Below are 20,691 nucleotides of genomic sequence, written 5' to 3'. Positions count from 1 at the left end.
CCTAGCTCCCGTTACTCTCCGAGGCGCCCGGCCGGCGGTGGGCGCGGCGCCGCGCGGCGGCGGCGCGGCGTTCGAGACCGCGATCGGTGTCCTCCTGCGGGGTGGTCCGCCCGGCCAGCAGGCGGCCCAGATCCTCGACCGTCGGCGCGGCGAACAGGTCGGTCATGGCCAGTTGCACGCCCAGCCGCCGTTCCAGCAGGCCGCGGGCGCGGGCCAGGGCCAGCGAGTGCCCGCCGAGGTCGAAGAAGTTCTGTCCCAGCCCGACCTCGCGGTCGAGCACCTCCGACCACACCTGCGCCACCACCCGTTCCAGGTCGGTGCGCGGCGGCACGAACTCGGCCGCGGCGGCGGGGGCGATGCGGGGCAGCCGGTTCTGGTCCAGCTTGCCGGTGAGGCCGCGCGGCAGCGCCGGAAGCACCTGGTACGCCGACGGAATCATGTAGTCCGGCAGGCGGGTTCGCAGATACGCCGCCAGCTCGCTGTAGTCCGGCTCCAGCGGCCCGTCCTGGGTGAGGTAGGCGACCAGCCGCGGCTCGGTGGCCTCGCGGTCGAGCACCACGGCGGCCTCGCCGACGGTCGGATGCGAGCGCAGCGCGGTCTCGGCCTCGCCGGGTTCCACGCGGTGCCCGCGAATCTTGACCTGACGATCCTTGCGGCCCACGAAGATCAGCCGCCCGTCGGTGCTGCGCCGCGCCAGATCGCCGGTGCGGTAGTACCGGACGCCGTCGGGGCCGACGCCGAACACGGCCTCGGTCAACTCGGGCCGCTCCCAGTAGCCGAGCGCGACGCGCGGGCTGCGCAGCACCAGTTCGCCGAAAACCTCGGTGGGGCGGCCGCTTTCGTCGACCAGATCGACCTCCACGCCGTCGACCGGGAAGCCGATCGGCACCCCCGCGCCGTCCGCGTCGGCGGCGGTCACCAGATGTTGCAGCGCCACCGAGCATTCGGTGGGCCCGTACAGGCTCACCAACCGGCAGTCGGGCCCGAAGTGGCGGCCGAAGTCGATGACGTCGCCGCGCACCACTTCCTCGCCGCCGAGCCCGACCACCCGAATCCGCGGCGGCAGCCAGGGTTCGGCGGCGTCGCTGAGCAGGTAGCGGAACAGCGTCGGCGTGCAGTGCAGCACGGTCACCCCGGCGCTGTCGATCTCGGTGCGCAGCGCGGCCGGGGTGAACAGGTGCGGGTCGATCACGTGCAGTTCGGCCCCGGCCACCGCCGCGCCGAACGAATTCAGGATCCCGGCGTCGAAGGTGTAGCGCGCGGGCGCGGCGACGATGTCGTCCGGCCCGATCCGCAGTCGCTGCGCGTAGCAGATCGCATGTGCCAGAGCGGCCTGCGAGCTCTGCGCCACACCCTTGGGCCGCCCGGTGGAGCCGGAGGTGTAGGTGACGTAGGCCGGGCGGTCGGCGGTCGCGCCGACAGCGACGTGCGGGATGGGCCCGGGAGACAGGTGCGCCTCGCCGGTGCGCGCCGCCACGGGCAGGATGCGCGCCGGTCCCGCGATGGCGCGGGCGGTGTCGACCAGCGACGGATCGCACAGCACCACACCGACTTTCGCCTCCGCCAGGATCTCAGTGAGCCGCGCCTGCGGGGCGCGCGGATCCAGCGGCATGTACGGCACCCCGGCCCGCACGGCCGCCCAGACGGCCACGAAGCTCTCCGGCGTGTGGTCATAGAGCAGGGCGACGCCGCCGTCGGCCGCGCCCGCGCCCAGCAGCATGTGGGCGGCGTGGTCGGCCAGCGCGTCGAGTTCGGCGTAGCTGGCGCGGCGCTCGTCGTTGCTCAATGCCGGTGCGCCGCCGCGGGTTCGGGCCACCTGCGCGAGCCGGTCGGCCAGCGACTCGCCCGGTTCCGGATCGGGGACCACGGCCGCGCCGGGCAGTTCCCAGGCGGGCGCGGGGTGCTCGGGCTCGCCGAGGGCGATGTGCCCGACGGGCCGCCGCGGGTCCTCGACCAGGCTGGTGAGCGCGCCGACGTAGTGCCGCAGCAACCGGCGCGCGGTGTCGGCGTCGTAGAGGTCGGTGCTGTATTCGAGGCTGAGCCGGATGTCGCCGCCGGTCTCGTCGACGGTGAGGTCCAGGTCCATCTTGGCGGTGCGGCGCGGGGCGTCGACCATCTCCACGCCCACCCCGGCCATGTCCAGCACCGGCGGCGGGGTGTTCAGGTAGTTGAACATGATCTGCGCCAACGGGGTTCGACTCATGTCCCGGTTGGGCACCAGGGCCGCGATCACCCGTTCGAACGGGCACTCCTGGTTCTCGTGCGCCGCGAGCACCACCCGGCCGACCCGCGCCACCAGCTCGGTGCCCGGCTCCTCCGGATCGACCGCGGTGCGCAGCGCGAGCGTGTTGAGGAAGCAGCCCACCAGCGGTTCGGTCGCCGAGCGGGTGCGGCCCGCGATGGGCGAGGCCACGATGAGGTCCTGCTGGCGGGTGTAGCGGTGCAGCATGGCGTAGAAGGCCGACAGCAGCACCGCGAAGTTCGTGACGCCCCGGTCGGCGGCGATCCGGCGGACCGCGGCCATGAGCTCCGGATCGAGCGTGCCGCGCTCGACCGCACCGCGCGAGGTGCGCCGCGCCGGGCGGCGGCGGTCGCCGGGGATCTCGGTGATCTGCGCGCCGGTGAGGGTGTCTCGCCAGTGCTCGAGCTGCGCGTCCAGGTGGTCGGCGCTGTCCCGCTGCCACTGCGCGTAATCCGCGTATTGCACCGCCAGCGGCGGCAATTCGGCGTCGAGGCCGGACAGCTGCGCCCGGTAGTGCGCGGACACCTCCTGGCTGAGCACCGCGATGGACCAGCCGTCGCAGACGATGTGGTGCAGGGCCATCATCAGCAGGTACTCGTCGGGCCCGGTCTCGACCAGGTGGTAGCGCCACACCGGGCCCTCGGCCAGATCGAACGGCGCGGTGTACACCGTCGCGGCGAGCTCGTTCTCGGCCCGTTCGCGGTCGGGGGCGGCCAGGTCGGACAGGTCGGTGTACGGCAGCGGGCGCGCGGCGTGCGGCCGCACGATCTGACGCAGCTGCCCGTCATCGGTGGTGCGGTAGACCGTGCGCAGCACCTCGTGCCGCCGCTCCACCAGCGCCAGCGCCACTTCCAGCGCGCGCACGTCGACCTTCCCGCGCAACCGCAGCCCACCCGGCATGATGTAGGTGCTGTTCCCCGGATCCAACGTCTCCAGGAACCACAGCCGCTCCTGCGCATACGACACCGGCAGCGGCTCACCGTCGGCGCGCGCCACCGCAACCAGCGCCGCACCCGAATCCCGCTCCGCCGCCGCCGATTCCACCAGCGATGCCGCCTGGGCAACGGTGGGCCGCTCGAACAACTCCCGCAACGACACGGTCACACCGAACTCGTCGAGCACCTGCGACAACAACCGGGTAGCCCCCAGCGAGGTACCACCCAGCAGGAAGAAATCATCATGCCGCCCGACCACAGGCACCTCGAGCGCCCGAGCCCACAACTCCGCCAGCCGAGTCTCCACCGGCCCATTCGGCGACTCGAACTCGACCGCCGAATCCCCCTGCGCCGCAACCCGTTCCGGCTCCTCCGAAACCTCCACGGCCGCCTGCTGCGCCAACCAGGCCGCCACCGCGGGAGCCAACCCGGCAGGACCACCCGCCCCCGCCCACGACAGCACCCGCCGCCCGATCCCCCACCCGAGCCCGTACGAGTCCCCGTCCCCCTCCACCTCGACAATCACACCCTGCGCCGCAAGCACAGGCGCAACCTCGACCCCCTTCGGCACAAGCACAACCAGCCCCACCCCAGCCCGAGTGCACTCCTCGGCCAGTTCGACAGCAGCCCCCTCGTCCCCCTCGACAAACCCCGCCCCCACCACAATAAGATCGCTACGACCCTGCGGCACTGCACCTTCCCCCACCACCGCGCGCACCTCGCCGAGCACGCCAGCAGGAGTCCCGCCCGTCACTCCAGCGCGCTCACCCGTGACCCCGGCACCCTCACCCGCGACCCCGGCGCGCTCACCCGCGACCCCGGCATGCTCACCCGCGATCCCGGCGCGCTCACCCGCGACCCCGGCATGCTCACCCGCGATCCCGGCACCCTCACCCGCGACCCCGGCATGCTCACCCGCGATCCCGGCACCCTCACCCGCGACCCCGGCATGCTCACCCGCGATCCCGGCACCCTCACCCGCGACCCCGGCATGCTCACCCGCGATCCCGGCACCCTCACCCGCGACCCCGGCATGCTCACCCGCGATCCCGGCACCCTCACCCGTGATCCCGGCATGCTTTTGGCCGGGATCTCCCGCAGCAGAGCGGATTCCGGCCAAAAGCACGCCGGAATCGCCAGGGGAACCCACGGAGGCATCGGCGCTCTCGGCCACAACCCGTGCGGGCACACCGCCCCGGTACAACGCCTCGGCCAGCCCGGCGGACACTTCCTCGCCGCCGGGGGTCGCGACCTGGATCAGCAGGTGGTGGTGCGGGGTGGTGCGGAGCAGGTCGGCGACCGTAATGGTCGGGTCGGCGGCCGCCGTGGCCGCCAGGGTGATCAGGTCACCCGTGAGGCGGCGGGCGGCGGGTTCGTCGAGAATCGCGGTGTTGAAGGTGGTTTCGCAGACCAGGTCGTCGCCCGCCTCGGCGACGTGCAGGACCAGGTCGTACAGGGTGGCGCCGGTGTCGATCGGGTGCCAGTCCACGCTCAGGCCCAGCGAGCTCAGATCGGGGCGCTCCAGGCGCTGCTGGACGAACAGCACCTGGAACACCGGGCTGTACCGCGGATCCCATGGCCCGCCGAGGGTTTCGATAATGCCCTCGAACGGGACGGTCTCGTCCTCGTAGGCGGCCAGCGCGCTGTCGCGGGTGGCGCGCAGCAGTTCCGCGAACGACTGCCCGGCGGCGAGGACCGAGCGCACCGGCACGGTGTTCACGAAATGCCCGATGGTGCGGGCGAGTTCGTCGTACGGGCGGGCCGCCATCGGGATGCCGACGGCGAAGTCGTCCCGGCCGGTGTGCGCGGCCAGTGCCAGCTGATAGCAGGCGAGCAGGAACACGAACGGCGGAACACCGTGCGCCGCAGCGGCTTCGCGCACGGCGGCCGTGGTCTCGGGCGGCACCGGCAGCTGCACCTTGGCGCCGTCGTTGCCGACCCGCGGCGGGCGCGGACGGCCGACGGACAGATCCAGCGGCGGCACCCCGCGCACCAGCCCGGCCCGCCGCTCGATCGCGGCCGTGCGCGGCGGCTGCCGGTCGATCCACTCCGCGAAATCGGCGTACTGCCGCACCGGGGTCAGCGTCGGCATGGCCACCGAGCGCAGCCCGCCGTAGGCCGACCACAGCTGCTCGATGAGCACCGGAATCGACAGCCCGTCCAGCACCAGGTGGTGGGCGACCACGGCGAGCAGCCAGTCGGTCGCGCCGAGGCGGATCAGCGCCCACCGCACCGGCCGCCCGCCGACCAGATCGAACCGGGCGGTGGAGACCGTGGTCAACAGCTCGTCCAGGGCCTGCGGCCGCACCGCCTCCGGAACGAGGCGCAGATCGTGTGTCTCCCAGTCGATCTCGACGTCGTCGACGACCTCGCCGCGCAGCCCGGCCGCCTCGGTGAAGACCGTGCGCAGCGCGTGCTGCTCGGCCACCACGGCCGAGGCGGCGGTGTGCAGCGCGTCGACGTCGAGCTCGCCGGTGATCCGAATGCCCAGCGGCACATGGTAGAGCGCGTCGTTGGCCGCCAGCTGCTCGTGCAGCCAGATGCCGCGCTGCGCCGGGGTGGCCGGGAACGGGCCGGTCCCGGTGCGGGCGGGAATTCCCTGGGCGCCGATGCCCGCCGCGCGCTTCTCGCGCAGTTTGGCCAGGGCCAGGTTACTAGCTGGTGAGTTCATGTTCGTTCTCCAACAACGCATCGGCCTGCTCGACGAGCAGCTCCTCCAACGCCGTCGCCACCCGGGCGACGGTCGGCTCCTCGAAGACCAGCCGGAGCGGGAACTCGATGTCGAACAGCTCGCGGACCCGGCGGACGAACCGGGTGGCGAGCAGCGAATGCCCGCCGATGCGGAAGAAGTTCTCGAAGACCCCGATCCGCTCCAGCCCCAGCAGCTCCGCCCACATCTCGGCGACGAACTGCTCGTATTCGGTACGCGGCGCGACGAAATCGGCATCGTCGTCGAACAGCCCGGTGTGCCGCTGCGCCACCGCCGCCTGCTCGATCCGCGGCTCGCCCGCGACCAGCCGGTACGAGGTGCGCTCGAACGGGTACAGCGGCAGGCGAACCACCGGCTTGTGTCCGGAATCCAGTGCCGTCCAGTCGATCTCGTGCCCGCGCACATGCAGCTCGGCCACCGACGACAGCAGCACCTCCAGATCGTCGAGATCGCGCGCCAGCGACGGCACCGCGATACCGGACCGATCCCGGTGCCGCAGCACGCTTTTCACCATCCCGCCGAGCACCGGATGCGGCCCGAGCTCCACGAACGTCGCCACGCCCGCGTCGACCATCGCGCCGGTCGCCTCCGCGAAGGCGACCGGGCGCAGCACCTGATCCGGCCAGTAGTCGGTGCCGAGCGCGACGCCGTCCACCCGGTCGCCGGTAACGGTGGAGTAGAACGGGATTCGCGCCTCGGCCGCCGCCACCGCGGGCATCTCGGCCGCGAACCGATCCAGGCACTCCCGCATCAGCGGCGAGTGGAAGGCGTACTCGCCGGGCAGCCGCCGGGTCAGCACGCCGTCGGCCTCCAGCCTGGCCACCAGCGCCTCCACCCCGTCGGCCACGCCGGACACCAGCGTCCACCGCGGGGCGTTGTGCCCGGCGATCCAAACATGGTGCGGCAGCAGCGGTTCCAGCTCGTCGGCGGGCAGGTTGACCACGGCCATGCTGCCGTTGCCGCGCAGGGTGGCGGTGGTCGCGGCCCGGGCGGCGATGATGCGCGCCGCGGTCGGCAGGTCGAGCACCCCGGCCACGTGCGCGGCCGCGACCTCGCCGACGCTGTGCCCGGCGACGGCGCCCGGGACGACGCCCCACGACCGCCACAGCTCGGTCAGCGCGATCTGCAGCGCGAAGATCAGCGGCTGCGCGGTCGCGGTGTCGGCGAGCGCCTCGGCGTCGCGGCCCCGGTCGATGATCGCGAACGGCGACCAGCCGAGCAGCGGCCGCAGCTCGCGGTCGACCGCGCGCAGCGCGTCCCGGAACACCGGCTGCCGCCGAATCAGGGTGCGGCCCATGCCGAGCCACTGATTGCCCTGACCGCTGAACAGGAACCCGATCCGGCCCGCACCGCCGCGCGGCACCCGGCCCGCGGCGGCCCCCAGCGGCAGCGAGCCGCCGGAGACGGCCGCGAGCCGCTGCCGCAGGTCCTCCGGCCGCGTGGCGACCACGGCGACCCGGTACGGATGATGACTCCCGCGCGCGGTGGAGGCGTGCGACAGGGCGGCCAGGTCCAGCGGGTTCGCACCGTCCAGCAGCGCGAGCCAGTCGTCGACCTGCGCCAGCGTCGCCTGCTCGCTGCGCCCGGAAATGCCGAACAGCCGGGGCTTCTCGGCGGACGCGGGCACGGCGGCGGCCGGGGCGGGCGTCGCGGCGGTCAGCACGGCGTGCGCGTTCGTGCCGCCGAAGCCGAACGAGCTCACCCCGGCCAGCGCCGGACCCGTCCGATCCGGCCACGCGGTGTTCTCGGCGGCGACGGTGAACGGCAGATCGTCGAAGGCGATGTGGCTGCTGGGCCGCTCGAAATTGAGGTTGCCGGGAACTTGCCCGTGGTGCAGCGCCAGCGCGGTCTTGACCAAGCCCATCAGTCCGGCGGCGGCCTCGAGGTGGCCGACCACGGTCTTGACCGAGCCCACCAGCGCCCGGTCGCCGCCCCGGTCCTCGCCGAGCACGGTCCCCAGGGCGCGCGCCTCCACGGCGTCGCCGAGAGCGGTTCCGGTGCCGTGCGATTCGATGTACTGCACGTCGCCCGGGCGCACCCCGGCCCGCCGGTAGGCGCGCCGCAGCACCTCGACCTGGGAGCGATAGTTGGGCGCGGTGAGCCCGTTGGTGCGGCCGTCCTGATTGACGGCGCTGCCCAGCAGCACGGCGTAGACCCGATCGCCGTCGCGTTCGGCCTGCGCCAGCGGCTTGAGCACGACCGCCGCGCAGCCCTCGCCGCGGACATAGCCGTCGGCGCGCTCGTCGAAGGTCTTGCAGCGGCCGTCGGGCGCGAGCATCCCGGCCTCGGCCAGCGAGTCGGTGACGCTCGGCTCCAGGGTCAGGTTCACCCCGCCGACCAGGGCCAGCTCGCAGTCGCCGTCGTTCAGGCTGCGCAGCGCCAGATGCACGGCGACCAGCGACGACGAGCAGGCGGTGTCCACGCTGATGCTGGGCCCGCGCAGGTCGTACAGGTACGAGAGCCGGTTTGCCGCAATGCTGCCCGCATTGCCGGTGACCGCCGCGATCGAGGTGCCCTCGCCCAGGCTGCGCGCGTTCTCACCGGCGCTGATGCCGACGAACGTGCCGGTCGGCGTGCCCGCCAGCCGCTCCGCGGGCAGCCCGGCGTCGGCCAGGGCGTCGGCCACGGTCTCGGCCAGCAGCCGATGCTGCGGATCCATGTACGCCGCCTCTTCGGCGGAGATGCCGAAGTATTTGGCGTCGAAGGCATACGGATCAGGCAGGAAGGAGCCGAACCGCGGCCGCGGTTGCGCGCCGCCGCGCCGGTGCTCGGGCATCTCGCCCACCAATTCCGTGCCCTGCCACAGGGTTTCCCACAGCTGCTCGGGTCCGCGGCGGTCGCCCACCGCGCAGCCGATGCCGATGACGGCGATCGGCTCCTGCGCGCCGCGCGGCCGCTGCGCGACCGGTTCGGCCGCGTCCGCCGCGTCGGCGTGCGGGCCGCCCGCCAGCCCCTCGGCCATCTCCTGGACGGTGGGGAACTCCCAGGGCAGATCGGGCGGCAGCGTCCGGCCCAGCCAGGTCGAGACCCGGCCCACCAGGATCACGGCGAGCGCGGAGGTGAGCCCGAAGCTCGCGAACGGCTCGGTGAGCGCGATCTCCTCCGGTACCGTGTCCAGCAATTCTCCGAGGGTCGCAACGATGAAGGAACTGATCTCGTCAGCGGAGTGACGAGCTACCTCTGTAGACATTCAAAAGCACCTTCACCGCGTGGTAACCGAGCTCCCGGCCGAGCCGTTGGCAGTCGGGACATCGCCGACCGCAGCAGGGGTGGGTTCGGACGTTTTCCCGGGGATTTCCGAAAGACCTTTCTCGGCCAGATTCCGCCGCGCCAGATCGAGCGGAAATGCCAGCACCCGGAAGTCGTGGAACAGCTTTACCGCAATCGTCAGCCACAGCGAGCCGGTCATCTGATAGAGCAGCGCCAGGGCGACACCACCGAATATCACCTGCAATGAGACCATCGGGCGGAATGCGTGCCGCAGACCGTCGACGACACCGGCGGCGAGGATGATCAGCACCCAGAACGGCAAATTCGGGAACAGCAGGTCGACCGCGTAGATCGTGAATCCGCGATAGACGATCTCCTCGGCGGGGGTGCTCAGCGAATTCATGATCCACCAGAACCGCTCGGACCGATTAGCGGGCGTGATGAACACGACGTACTCGATCTTGCGGGCGATGAACTCGCGCCCGGCGCGCCCGGTGAGCGGCACCACAGCGGGGATCAGCAGATAACCCACGTACACGACGGCGATCGCCAGCGCGACGACCTTCTCGACGGGCGTGAAGTGCCGGAAAACCGCGGTATCGAATCCCCCCAGACCGAGCTTCGTCAACGAGGTCCCGCTCGCCGCGAAGGCGACGAAAACGGCGGCCAGGGCCAGCCAGGTGCGAGCCACGCCACCCTGGTACAGCCGGATGCGCGCATCGGAGCGCCCACCGAATTCCTGGGTGAATTTACGGACGGAATGTATCTCGAAGTACGACTCCGCGACAACGAGATACAACAGGAACAACACGCAGAAGATTTTCATCGACAATCCGATCGGTACTGCTCTGCTCGAAAAATTGCCAGGGTGAAGCGGGCCGACGACGCTGGAGACCGGTTCACCTTTTATTCACTTGCGCATCGCCGATCATTCACCGGGGCGGCCGACATATAAGGCGCCGGGAATATGTAGCCACTACGGGACGTCGTCGACATGCAGGGACAGTACTACCACCTGGAAGTACTGTCTACCGGAGCAATAGCGACCTGCTGTGACCTCGGGCACCTGATACTTGCAGCTTCAATCGGATGCAAATTCGAATCAATGTCCGATTTGGGAGCTTTAAGCGAAGGTAGCCAACGTGTTGCAGAGTGAATCTGCATCGTTCCAACCTGGACGCGTCAGATAGCTAAAAATTAACCGATGCCGGAATTCGGTGGGCCGGACCACAGCATGCCTCCGACACCGCTCTCCGGAGCAGGATTCGAATCGTCTCGAGTTCAACTTCTCCGGTCGCCACGATCACACCGCGGCGGCCCCGCGCGGACCCCGATTGCTACGATCCGTTCGTTTCCGCAACCGGTAAGTAAATCGTCGGCCGAGGAGAACCGTGAGTGAACAGCCCGCGCGGGGGCGGGGCCGCCCCCGGGACCCCGCCGTGGAGCGGGCCATCCTGCGGGCGACCCTGGATCGGCTCGCCGCCGACGGCTACTCCCGGATGAGCGTCGCCGACATCGCCCGCGACGCCGGGGTCACCAAACCCACCGTCTACCGCCGCTGGCCGAGCAAGCGCGAACTGGTCAGCGCCGCACTGGATTTCAGCCTCGCCACGGACGCACCCGGCGGCGCGGGCCCCGACCCGGCGGGCCCGGCCGGGATCGACGGCCTGCGGACGGCGCTGCGCCGGCTCGATCCCACGGCGTCCAGCAGCCGCCCACTGCGCCTGCTGGGCTCGATCCTCGCCGAGGAGGCCCACAATCCGGAGCTGGTCGCCGTGGTGCGCGAGCGCGCCATCGGCCCGCGCCTGGCCCGATTCGCCGACGCGCTGCGCGCCTTGCAACACCGTGGCGACATCCGCGCCGACCTCGACATCGACACCGTCTGCACCCTCTGCTACGGCTCATACCTGGCCGACTACCTCCGCTCCGGCGAGGTCTCCCCCGACCTCGCCGACCGCGTCGCCACCACCCTCTGGCCGAGCTTGACCAGTTGAAAGAGAAGATCCCGGCCAAAAACACGCCGGGATCATGGAGTAGCTCAGCAGCTCCCACCTCATGGTCCCGGCACGCTTTTGGCCGGGACCATGCAGAAGCCTCCACCCTCTTGGTCCCGGCATGCTTTTGGCCGGGACCAAGAGAAACTACTTCCCCGCCACAGCCTTCTTCCCCCGATCCAGCCCCAGCGCATCCGACATGGTGAAGAACAGATCCGTCTGGTCGCTCAGCCCGACCACATTGGCCGCCCGCGGCCCGTAGGCCGCGACGCGCAGCTGGGTGCCCGTGTGCTCCTGCGAGCCGCCCTCCTCGGCGGTGCCGTAGGACACTCCCATCTCCGCGCCGTCCTTGGTGACGATCCGGCTGGTGAGGGCGGCCGACTTGGTGTCCAGCGGCACGATCTGGCTGCTGTGCGCGTGGTCCGCGGTCACGATGACGAGGGTGTTGCCGTCCGCCTTGGCGAACTCCAGCGCGGACTGCACCGCGGCGTCCAGGTCGACGGTCTCGCCGATCTGCCCGCACGGATCGGCGGCGTGGTCCTGCTTATCGATCGAGGCGCCCTCCACCTGGAGGAAGAAGCCGTCCCCGCGGCCCTTCAGCAGATCGATGGCCTTGCGGGTCATGGTCGCCAGGTCGGGCTGGGTGTCGACCTTGCGCTCCGGATTGTCCCGGCAGGTCTGGGCGGGGCGGGCGATGCCGTCGCGCACCGCCTTGTCACCGGTCCAGCGGACCGGCATATTGCCCGGCGCGAACAGGCCGAGCAGCGGCGTGTCCTGGTCGGCCTTGGCCACCGCGTCCAGCCCGGCGCGATCGGACACGAGCGTGTATCCGCGCGACTGCGCCTGCTCGCGCAGCGTCTTGCCCTGATACTGCCCGGCGGTCGCGCGCTGCTCGAAGCTCTTCGCGCCGCCGCCGAGCGTCACATCGGCGCGGGTGTTCAGCAGCTGCTCGCTGATCGAGCCGAGGCCGCCGCGTTCGAGCGCGTTGGCCGGGCACTTCACCGAGGTCTCCTCGGGCCCATAGCATTTGCGGTCGGTGACGTGCGCGGCGAGCACGGCCGGGGTGGCGTCCTGGATCTCGGCGGTGGTCACATTGCCGGTGGCCTTGCCGTTCGCCTTGGCGATCTCGAGCAGATTGGCCTGCGGCGCACCGGCGAGGTTCACCCCGATCGCGCCGTTGTAGGTCTTGGTGCCGGTCGCCCAGGCCGAGCCGCTGGCCGCGGAGTCGGTGACGTAGTCCGGCTTCCCGGTGGCCTTGTCCAGCGAGTAGTGGGTGTAGGAGCCGGTCAGCGGCAGCGCGTCGATGCCCCGGAAAAAGCCGCCCGCGCCCTCGGCGACATTGCGCGCCACCGTGATCTCCGAATCGCCCATGCCGTCGCCGATCAGCAGGATGACATTGCGGGCCCGCCCGGAGTCGATCGACGCCCGCAGCGCCGCGCTGCGATCGCCGGTGAGCCGGCGCGCTCCGCCGTTGTCGGTCAGCGTTCCCCGCGCACCGGGGCTGATCGGCTCGCCGACCGACTGCCTGCCGGAATCGGACCCGCAGGCGGTCACCACACCGGCGAGCACGGCCGCCACCCCGGCGGCCGCGACCACGCGACGCCGACGAGACACGGAATTGGACGAGACGACCGGCATGCGAAACCCCATCTGCCACTCGAGGAAACAGTCCAGCGGATCGTGCCGGTCCGGTCTGAACCACTGGCAACACCATGGTGACAAACGGATGAAAGGGACATTCCGGCCAAAAGCATGCCGGAACCACGACGGTCAGCTTGCGGCGACCTCGCGGGTCTCGGCCTCGCTCAGTAGGTTGCGCTCCGCCGCGGTGTCACCGTCGTCGGATCGGTGCCGCCGGTTGTAGATCACGCTGCTGAGGTAGGCGGCGGCGATGATGGTGACGCCGATCAGGCCCGTGGCGATCTCGTCGATGTGGTGACCGGTGGAGTAGAGCAGCACGACCGCGAGCGCGCCGATCGCCCAGTGCGCGCCGTGCTCGAGATAGATGTACTCCGACAGCGTGCCCTTGCGGACCAGGTAGACGGTGATGGAGCGGACGAACATCGCGCCGATGAGACCCAGCCCCAGCGCGATGATGATCGGGTCCGCGGTGATCGCGAACGACCCGATGACGCCGTCGAAGGAGAACGAGGCGTCCAGCACCTCGAGATAGAGGAAGCCGAAGAACGCGGCCCGACCGGTCACGACCGCGACCCGGGAGGGCCCGCGCCGGTCGGACGCGTCGGACTCCTCGGAGTGTTCGAAGTGCGCGCCGAGCCCGTCGACCAGGAAGTAGGTGGCCATGCCCAGCGCCCCGGCGACCATCACCACGTCGGCCTTGTCGTTCGGCGCGACGATGCCCGCGACCAGCACCAGCACGATGAGCGACACCACGACGGTGAACATGTTGAACCGGCCCAGCCGGGCCAGCGGCCGCTCCAGCCACGACAGCCAGCTCACCTCGCGCTCGCCGCACACGAAGTTCAGGAACAGCAGCAGCAGGAACATGCCGCCGAAGGTGGCGATCTTGGGATTGGCGTCGCCCAGCAGGGTTTCGTAGCTGGGCCGCCCGTCGGCGAAGAACGGCGCCCCGCCCGCGGGCGGGTGCAGCGCCAGGTCCAGGGCGCGCAGCGGGTCCAGGTGCGCGCCGATGGCGACGACGATCAGCGGGAACAGCAGCCGCATGCCGAACACCGCGATCAGCACGCCGACGGTGAGGAACATCCGCTGCCAGAACCGGCTCATTCGTTGCAGCACACTGGCATTGACCACGGCGTTGTCGAACGACAGCGACACCTCGAGGACGCCGAGGATCGCGGCCAGCACGAGCGCCTGTGGGCCGCCGTAGATCAGCGCTACCAGCAGCGCCGCCACCGCGACGATGAACGACAGGGCGAACACGCGCACGAACATGTCGATGCCTTTCGTCAGCCCGACACCCGCGGGTTTGGTCTCCACGGATAGCGGCATCCAGAGTGCCCGCAACCCTGGGTTGATTGTGACAGCTCGGCGGGCGCTCTCACAATCACCGGACGGAACTGTTCGCCGGATCAGTACCAGCCGTGCGCCTGCCAGAAAGCCCAGGCCCCGTTCGGGCTGCCGTAGCGCTGGTTCATGTAGTCGTAGGCCCACCGGATCTGGGTGACCGGATTGACCGGCCAGTCCGGTCCGTGCGTGGCCATTTTCTGCGGCGGCAGCGCCTGGCCGAGTCCGTACGCACCGGAGGCGGGGTTGATCGCAAACGTGTTCCAGCCGCTTTCGCGGGTGATGATGTTGTCGAAGGAATCGTACTGATCCGGCGGCACGATGATGCGCGCCGCAATTTTCGGAGGCAGCCGCAGCAAAGGCCAGACCAATCCGGCGCCCAGGCCGATCAGATCCGGCACCACCGCCGAGGAGACCGCGTCGCTGTCGTCATCCACGCTGGTCACGGCGCTGTCGACGACATCGGCCGAGGCGGTGGCGACGGGGAACGCGGCAATAACCACGGCGGCGGCACAGCAGATCCCGACCGTTGCGAATCCCCGTGAGATTCGATGCGGCATCGGTGGTTCGTTTCCTTTCTCGTCGACCGACAGGCAAGAAACGTCAGCGGTGCGAAAAAGAGCAAACCATTAACCGCGGAAAATACCGGGTATTGCGTTACGGCGTGTCAGCGATTCGCCGAAACACGCGCCGGGGAATTTATTCGTATCAATTCCCGGGCAATTCCAGCAGCGCCCGCAGATGGCGCGGCGACGGCGATCCGTGCCCGATCATCGCGTCGTGCCAGGCGCGCGGCGAGGTGCCGGCGGGCCGGGCGGCGGCGATGGCCGAGACCTCGCTGTAGCCGACGAAGTACGTCGACAGCTGGGCCGAGGACAGCTGCGCGCGCCGCCACTTGCCCGCGGCCTCGCCCTCCTCCTGGAAGCCGCGCCGCACCATGAGGTCCATGGCCTCGGCCTCGGTCAGGCCGTCGCAGTGCACGCCCTGGTCGAGAAGGGCATTGACGGCCCCGCGCAAATGCGACTTGAGCCGCTGCATGCGCACCGGCAGGCCGCCGAAGCCGTGCTCGGACATGAGTTCCTCGGTGTAGCATGCCCAGCCCTCGACGAACGGCCCGCTCCAGCACAGCCCGCGCACCGGCGTCGAGCCGCGGAACCGGCGCGCGTGCGCCAGCTGCAGGTAGTGGCCGGGTATCGCCTCGTGCACGGTGAGGTTGCGGACCATGTGGCTGTTGTATTCGCGATAGAACGACGCCACCCGGGCCGGTGACCAGTCGGCGGGCGCGGGGGCGATGGCGTAGAAGGTGGGTATGTCCGCGGTCTCGAGCGGTCCGACGGGGTCGCAGTAGGCGACCGAGATGCCGCGGGCGAACTCCGGCATCTCCTGCAGGACCAGCATGTCGCCCACCGGCGTCACGAGGTCGTGCTCGGCGACGAAGGCGCGGGCCTCGTCGAGGGCGGTGGCGGCGAGGGCGACGATGGTGTCGTTGGTGGGGTGGTCGGCGGCCAGGTGGTCCAGCGCGGCCCGCACGGTGTCGTCGTCGGGCCGGGCGACGCCCAGGAGTTCGCCTGCGGCGCAGCGCATCTGGTCGAGCAGGTGATCCACGCGCCGCTGGGCGCCGTCGAGGATCTGCGCGGGGCTCAGCTCGGTGTCCAGGGTGTGCCACAGCCTGGCCTCCCACATTCTCCTGCCCAGCCGGGGGTCGCGGGTGGAGTGGTCGAGTCGCTTGCGCAGCCAGCCCGCGAAGTCGTCGACCGCCGAAACCGCCGCCGCGAGCACCGGTTCCGGGTTCGCGCCCGGGACCTGCGCGGCGAGGGCGGGCACCTGCTCGCGAATGAGCGCGGCGAGGCCGCCGAACTGGCCGATGGCGGTCTCGACGTGGATGCGCGGGCAGTCGGTCAGTGTCCCGCGGGCGGTGGCCAACGCGTCGGGCAGCGCCGTCAGGCGCGCGGTGAGCGCCTCGAGTCGCTGCTCGGGCGGCGCGAACGGGCGCGCGATCAGCGTGTACAGCAGGCTTCCGGGGTTGTGCCGCAACGGGTTCCACTCGTGCTCGCGCAGCTCGGTGAGCTCGAACAGCGCCGCGTCCACATACTGCTGCAGCAGCGCGTGGTCCACCCGGTCCTCGGCGGGCAGCGCCTCGTCGTCGACCTCGGCCAGCGCGTGCGACGCCTCCCGGAGCATGGCGACCCGCTCCCCCACCGCGGTCGCGGACCAGTCCGGCAGCTGTCCGTCGGCCCGATGATCGCCCACCAGCGCGCCCGCGTCCGGATCCGTCCGCAGTATCGCATCGACGATCCGCCCGGCTCGCTCCACGAAGGTCGACATACCGGCCACGGTACCTGTCGAATCGATCACCGCGACGCCAATTTTGGGTTGCACGGCGCGGCTCGCGGGTGTGGGCTCGAAGCCGTGAGCGAGTTGACCATGCCCGTACTGGAGGGCGAGAAGATTCGGCTGCGCCCCTTCGCCGCGGCCGATGTGTACCTGGTCATGGAGGCCGGGCGGGATCCGCTGATCCCTTGGATCACAACTGTTTCCGCCAATGGTGACGAGGTCGACGCGCACGCGTACGTCCGGCGTCAGCATCAGCGGGCGGCCGCCGGGGAGGGCTGGTCGTTCGCCGTCGCGGACTACGACACCGACGCCGCGGTCGGGCAGATCTCGCTCATGCGGCGCAATATCGACCACGGCCGGGCCTCGATCGGGTACTGGGTCGGGCCGCGCTTCCGCCGTCGCGGCTACGCGGGCCGGGCCCTGCGGCTGCTCACCGACTGGGGCTCGACGCTCGAGGAGGTGTCGCGGCTCGAGCTGTACATCGAACCCTGGAACGAGGGGTCGTGGCGCGCCGCGGAGTCGGCCGGGTACCACCGGGAGGGGCTGCTGCGCCGGTGGCAGCGGATCGCGGGCCGACCCGTCGACATGTACATGTACGCGCGCCTGACCTGAATTCCGCCGGGTATCAACCCAATTCGAGCGTCGTGGCGCCGTAGACGCGATGGCGGGCGTAATCGCGCACGGGGCCGGTGTACATGCGGGCGGTCTCGAAGCCGGGACGCAGACCGGCCTGCTCGACCAGCCGGACGGCGCCCTCGTTGTAGAGCGGGACGTCGATGGCCAGCGGGCCGCCCGCCTGCGCGGCGAGGGCGGACAGCAGGTGGGTGGCGTCCTCGGGGGTGTCGGCGAACAGCGGTCCCACCCGGGCCGAGTCGCGGGCGGGGCGGACGACGGCGTAGCCGGTGAGGGTGCCGTCGACAATGCGCCCGACCGTGTGGTGGCCGGGTCCGGCGAGCCATGCGGTCAGGAATGCGGGACGGTCGGCGGGCAGGCAGGCGCTGTCGTAGGCGTGCACGGCGGTGAGATCGTCGGCCGGGGTCAGCGGCCGGACCGTGCCGTCGGGCGGCGGCAGCCGGGGTATGCCCCGGTAGCGGGCGGAGTGGTAGGCCAGCTCGAAACCGCTTGCGCGATAGTTGTGTTGCTGGGCGGGCACGCCGTCCAGCCCGACCGTGCGGTTCCCCGCGTGCCGCAGCCCGGCACGCCAGGTGGCCAGCCCGAGCCCGCGCCCGCGCAGCTCCGGCCGCACCAGGTAGAAACCGAGGAACGCGTAGTCGGGACCGTAGGTGACGACCGACACCGCGCTGACCGGTTCGCCGTCGAGGCGCCCGAGGAAGAAGCCCGCCGGGTCCTGCGCGAAGAACGCGCGCACATCATGATGGCCCGGATTCCAGCCCTCGTCGGCCGCCCAGCCCGTGACGGTCGAGGACCATTCCTCGACCGTGGCCGCGGCGACGACCAGCCGATCCGCTTCGGTCGTCGTCACGTCTGCCCCTACTGCGTCCGCAGAATGACACCGCGCAGATACGCGGCCTGCCCGGCATGCTGGAGATCGTCGGAGATGACACTCACCAGCCGCACACCCAGCGTGACCGGCGGCCGATAACGCCGGTCGACGACGCGCGACAGATCCTCGTCGCGCAGGTCCCGCACGTACCGCAGCGTCTGCTCGTGCACCGCGTCGTAATAGCCGGTCAGCAGTTCGGCGGACGCCCGCACGAGGCCCACCGCGTCGGCGCTGTCCCCGTATCCGGTCGCCCGCCGGTCGATCGGCAGCGCGAACCGCTCATACCACCCGCGCGCCGTCCACACCTGCTCCAGCCCCGCCACCTCGGCAATATGGTCATCCTGCACCCGCGTCAAATGCCACACCAGCCAGGCAATGGAGTTGGCCCCCGGGTCCACCCGAAACGCCAGCCCCTGCTCATCGAGCCCGTCGACAGCCTCGTGCACCACCTCCCGAACCCGCTCATACCCATCGACCAACACATCGGCACTACCACTCACGCCCGAATCTCCTTCCCCGCGTAGCTACCCCGGCCCCGACCGTACACACCCCCACCGACAACAACCACGCGGAGGAAGCCTTATTCGTCAGCCATCGCCATAGCGTGGCAGGCAACCACTGTCGAGGTTCAGGGCGAATGGTTCGGGGAGTGGAATCGGGTCACCGTAGTCACCGTCGAGGCGGCCGTGGTAGACACCGTCCCTGGGGTGGGTGTAGAGGGTCCAACGCCCGAATCGCGGGTCGACGACCAGTAGCATGCGCACACCCGCCACGCTGTACCAGCCGTTCTTATCGGTTATTTCCTTTGCCTTCTCGCTCTTCGAGATCACCTCGACAGCCAGCTCGACGTCCCCCGGATCCGCCAGCCATTCGTCGTCCTGGTCCCAGGAATCCGGAAGGATCACGAGATCCGGTGTGCAGTAGTCGTCCGCATCGCCAGGCATGGCTACCGACGAAACCTCGTAGGGCGCCAGGCCAGCCGGTATGGCCGCCTCGATCTGCCTGCGCAAACGCCTGACCGTCCCCGCGTGTTTGCCACGCGGCGTCGGTGACATCACGAGATGGCCTCCCAATATCTCGACACGCAAGCCCGTGGCACGTTCGATCTGCTCGGCCGCAGCCCGCAGATTGCCCGGGCGTGGGTGCATCGCGGCGACAGTCACGGATATCACTCCTTGCGGACGGCTCGTCGTCAAACATAGCTCGAGGCGGCTAGGGCAAGGCGATGTACTTCGTTTCCAGGTACTCCGCTATGCCCTCGGTGCCTGCTTCGCGGCCGAGGCCGGATTCTTTGACTCCGCCGAAGGGGGCGGCTACGTCGGAGATGATGCCGCGGTTGATGCCTACCATGCCGGATTCCAGGGAGTCGGCGACGCGGAGGGCGCGGTCCAGGTTGGTGGTGTAGATGTATGCGGCCAAACCGTATTCGGTGTCGTTGGCGGCGGCGATGCCTGCCTGTTCGCCGTCGAAGCCGGTGATGGCGGCGACGGGGCCGAAGACCTCCTCGCGCAGGATTCGGGCGTCGGCGGGGACGTCGGCGAGGACGGTCGGCTCGAAGAAGTAGCCCTCGCCGAGCAGGGGGGTGCCGCCGGTGGTGACGACCGCGCCCTTGGCGACCGCGTCGGCCACCAGGTCGGCGACGGTGGCGCGCTGCTTCTCGCTGATGAGCGGGCCGACCTGGGAACCCTCCAGGTAGCCGGGGCCGATCTTCAGCGCCTTCATCCGGTCGGTCAGCCGGGCGGTGAACTCGGCGCGCACGGCATTGTCGACGTGGAATCGGTTGGCCGCCGTGCACGCCTCGCCGATATTGCGCATCTTGGCCAGGATGGCGCCGTCCACGGCGGCATCGAGGTCGGCGTCGTCGAACACCACGAACGGCGCATTGCCGCCGAGCTCCATGGAGGTGCGCAGCACCCGCGAGGCCGACTGTGCCACAAGCAGTTTCCCGACACCCGTCGATCCGGTGAAGGTGACCTTGCGCAGCCGCGCGTCGGCGAACATCGGATCGGTCAGCTCGGCCGCGCGCGAGGTCGGCAGGATGGACAGCACGCCCGGCGGCAACCCGGCGTCGGCGAAGACCTGCCCGAGCAGCAGCATGGTCAGCGGTGTCTCGGCGGCGGGCTTCACCACCATGGTGCAGCCCGCGGCGAAGGCGGGCGCGATCTTGCGAGTTCCCATGGCCAGCGGGAAGTTCCACGGCGTGATGGCCAGCGTCGGCCCCACCGGCTGCTTGGTCACCAGGATCCGCCCGGTCCCCGACGGCGACCGCGTATAGCGCCCGTTGATCCGCACGGCCTCCTCGGCGAACCACCGCAGGAACTCGCCGCCGTAGGTGACCTCCCCCTGCGATTCCGCCAGCGGCTTACCCATCTCCATGGTCATCACCAGCGCGAACTCGTCGCGCCGCGCCATCACCAATTCCCAAGCCCGCCGCAGTATTTCGGCCCGCTCCCGAGCAGGCGTCGCCGCCCACCCGGCCTGCGCCGCGGCGGCCGCGGCCAATGCCCGCTCCCCGTCTTCGGCCCCCGCATCCGCCACCTCGGCCAGCACCGCCCCGGTAGCCGGATCGCACACCTCGAACGTCCGCCCACCCTTCGCGCCCGCCTGCTCCCCACCGATCCACAGCCTGGTCGGAATCCGCCCCAGTACCTCGGCACAATCGGCCATAATCATTGCTCCTCAATCCAATTCACTGGTCACGTGGAGATCCCGGCCAAAAGCACGCCGGGATCAGGGGGGTTGGCCGCCCGACATCTCCATCCCGGCACGCCCGACAT

Annotated in this window: 13 protein-coding genes; 2 read left to right on the top strand and 11 right to left on the bottom strand. The window is 70.5% G+C overall.

The features are described 5' to 3' along the window. Nucleotide 1 precedes the first annotated feature (1 nt). From HPY32_RS01630 to HPY32_RS01620, 3 genes are read right to left on the bottom strand one after another with little or no spacing between them, the layout of a single operon-like run. The gene (locus HPY32_RS01630; protein ID WP_171982687.1) at nt 2-5,848 is read right to left on the bottom strand and encodes a condensation domain-containing protein; all 5,847 of its coding nucleotides are present in this window, start codon (nt 5,846-5,848) and stop codon (nt 2-4) included. Then, complete coding sequence (locus tag HPY32_RS01625) at nt 5,832-9,077, bottom strand: type I polyketide synthase (protein WP_156674148.1); 3,246 nt, start codon at nt 9,075-9,077, stop codon at nt 5,832-5,834. Before HPY32_RS01625 ends, HPY32_RS01630 begins: the two co-directional genes overlap by 17 nt. A 12-nt stretch (nt 9,078-9,089) precedes the next feature. Beyond that, nucleotides 9,090-9,908 (bottom strand): CPBP family intramembrane glutamic endopeptidase, encoded by an 819-nt coding sequence (locus HPY32_RS01620; RefSeq protein WP_171982686.1) that lies wholly within the window; start codon nt 9,906-9,908, stop codon nt 9,090-9,092. 580 nt (nt 9,909-10,488) lie between these two features. Between HPY32_RS01620 and HPY32_RS01615 the strand changes: the two genes are divergently transcribed. After that, the gene (locus tag HPY32_RS01615) at nt 10,489-11,091 is read left to right on the top strand and encodes a TetR/AcrR family transcriptional regulator (RefSeq protein WP_067582427.1); all 603 of its coding nucleotides are present in this window, start codon (nt 10,489-10,491) and stop codon (nt 11,089-11,091) included. Between the two features lie 147 nt (nt 11,092-11,238). Here HPY32_RS01615 and phoA read toward each other — a convergent pair whose 3' ends face one another. From phoA to HPY32_RS01595, 4 genes are all read right to left on the bottom strand, one after another. Further along, nucleotides 11,239-12,729 (bottom strand): alkaline phosphatase, encoded by a 1,491-nt coding sequence (phoA, locus tag HPY32_RS01610; RefSeq protein WP_067582425.1) that lies wholly within the window; start codon nt 12,727-12,729, stop codon nt 11,239-11,241. Between the two features lie 132 nt (nt 12,730-12,861). After that, entirely contained in the window at nt 12,862-14,004 is a 1,143-nt protein-coding gene (locus HPY32_RS01605; protein WP_067585570.1) for a DUF475 domain-containing protein, read from the bottom strand. Between the two features lie 137 nt (nt 14,005-14,141). Next, on the bottom strand, nt 14,142-14,636 hold the full coding sequence (locus tag HPY32_RS01600) for an aggregation-promoting factor C-terminal-like domain-containing protein (RefSeq protein ID WP_082870904.1): 495 nt from the start codon (nt 14,634-14,636) through the stop codon (nt 14,142-14,144). A 148-nt stretch (nt 14,637-14,784) separates the two neighbouring features. After that, a complete protein-coding gene (locus HPY32_RS01595) occupies nt 14,785-16,401 on the bottom strand; it encodes a DUF885 domain-containing protein (protein WP_067585564.1) in 1,617 nt (538 codons plus the stop codon). Between the two features lie 84 nt (nt 16,402-16,485). On the opposite strand from HPY32_RS01595, the gene HPY32_RS01590 reads away from it, so the two are divergent. Beyond that, entirely contained in the window at nt 16,486-17,022 is a 537-nt protein-coding gene (locus HPY32_RS01590) for a GNAT family N-acetyltransferase (protein WP_197696393.1), read from the top strand. Between the two features lie 13 nt (nt 17,023-17,035). Here HPY32_RS01590 and HPY32_RS01585 read toward each other — a convergent pair whose 3' ends face one another. The 4 genes from HPY32_RS01585 to HPY32_RS01570 form a co-directional block, all read right to left on the bottom strand. Beyond that, nucleotides 17,036-17,893 (bottom strand): GNAT family N-acetyltransferase, encoded by an 858-nt coding sequence (locus tag HPY32_RS01585; RefSeq protein WP_067582423.1) that lies wholly within the window; start codon nt 17,891-17,893, stop codon nt 17,036-17,038. A gap of 8 nt (nt 17,894-17,901) precedes the next feature. Next, nucleotides 17,902-18,414 (bottom strand): mycothiol transferase, encoded by a 513-nt coding sequence (locus HPY32_RS01580; RefSeq protein ID WP_082870903.1) that lies wholly within the window; start codon nt 18,412-18,414, stop codon nt 17,902-17,904. An 87-nt stretch (nt 18,415-18,501) separates the two neighbouring features. Beyond that, nucleotides 18,502-19,077: a Uma2 family endonuclease gene (locus HPY32_RS01575; RefSeq protein WP_197696392.1), complete on the bottom strand. Its 576-nt coding sequence runs from the start codon at nt 19,075-19,077 to the stop codon at nt 18,502-18,504. A gap of 49 nt (nt 19,078-19,126) precedes the next feature. Then, nucleotides 19,127-20,581: an NAD-dependent succinate-semialdehyde dehydrogenase gene (locus HPY32_RS01570; RefSeq protein WP_067582417.1), complete on the bottom strand. Its 1,455-nt coding sequence runs from the start codon at nt 20,579-20,581 to the stop codon at nt 19,127-19,129. Between the last annotated feature and the right edge of the window lie 110 nt (nt 20,582-20,691).

Origin of the sequence: Nocardia terpenica (genome assembly GCF_013186535.1) — a bacterium.
Lineage (GTDB): Bacteria > Actinomycetota > Actinomycetes > Mycobacteriales > Mycobacteriaceae > Nocardia > Nocardia terpenica.
This window is presented reverse-complemented; position numbering and strand designations above follow the sequence as displayed.

Excerpts from the sequence above, each read along its gene's own strand:
- HPY32_RS01605 (WP_067585570.1), bottom strand. The coding sequence starts at position 14,004 with ATGTTCGTGCGCGTGTTCGCCCTGTCGTTCATCGTCGCGGTGGCGGCG.
- HPY32_RS01630 (WP_171982687.1), bottom strand. The coding sequence starts at position 5,848 with ATGAACTCACCAGCTAGTAACCTGGCCCTGGCCAAACTGCGCGAGAAG.
- HPY32_RS01625 (WP_156674148.1), bottom strand. The coding sequence starts at position 9,077 with ATGTCTACAGAGGTAGCTCGTCACTCCGCTGACGAGATCAGTTCCTTC.
- HPY32_RS01595 (WP_067585564.1), bottom strand. The coding sequence starts at position 16,401 with ATGTCGACCTTCGTGGAGCGAGCCGGGCGGATCGTCGATGCGATACTG.
- HPY32_RS01570 (WP_067582417.1), bottom strand. The coding sequence starts at position 20,581 with ATGGCCGATTGTGCCGAGGTACTGGGGCGGATTCCGACCAGGCTGTGG.
- phoA (WP_067582425.1), bottom strand. The coding sequence starts at position 12,729 with ATGCCGGTCGTCTCGTCCAATTCCGTGTCTCGTCGGCGTCGCGTGGTC.
- HPY32_RS01600 (WP_082870904.1), bottom strand. The coding sequence starts at position 14,636 with ATGCCGCATCGAATCTCACGGGGATTCGCAACGGTCGGGATCTGCTGT.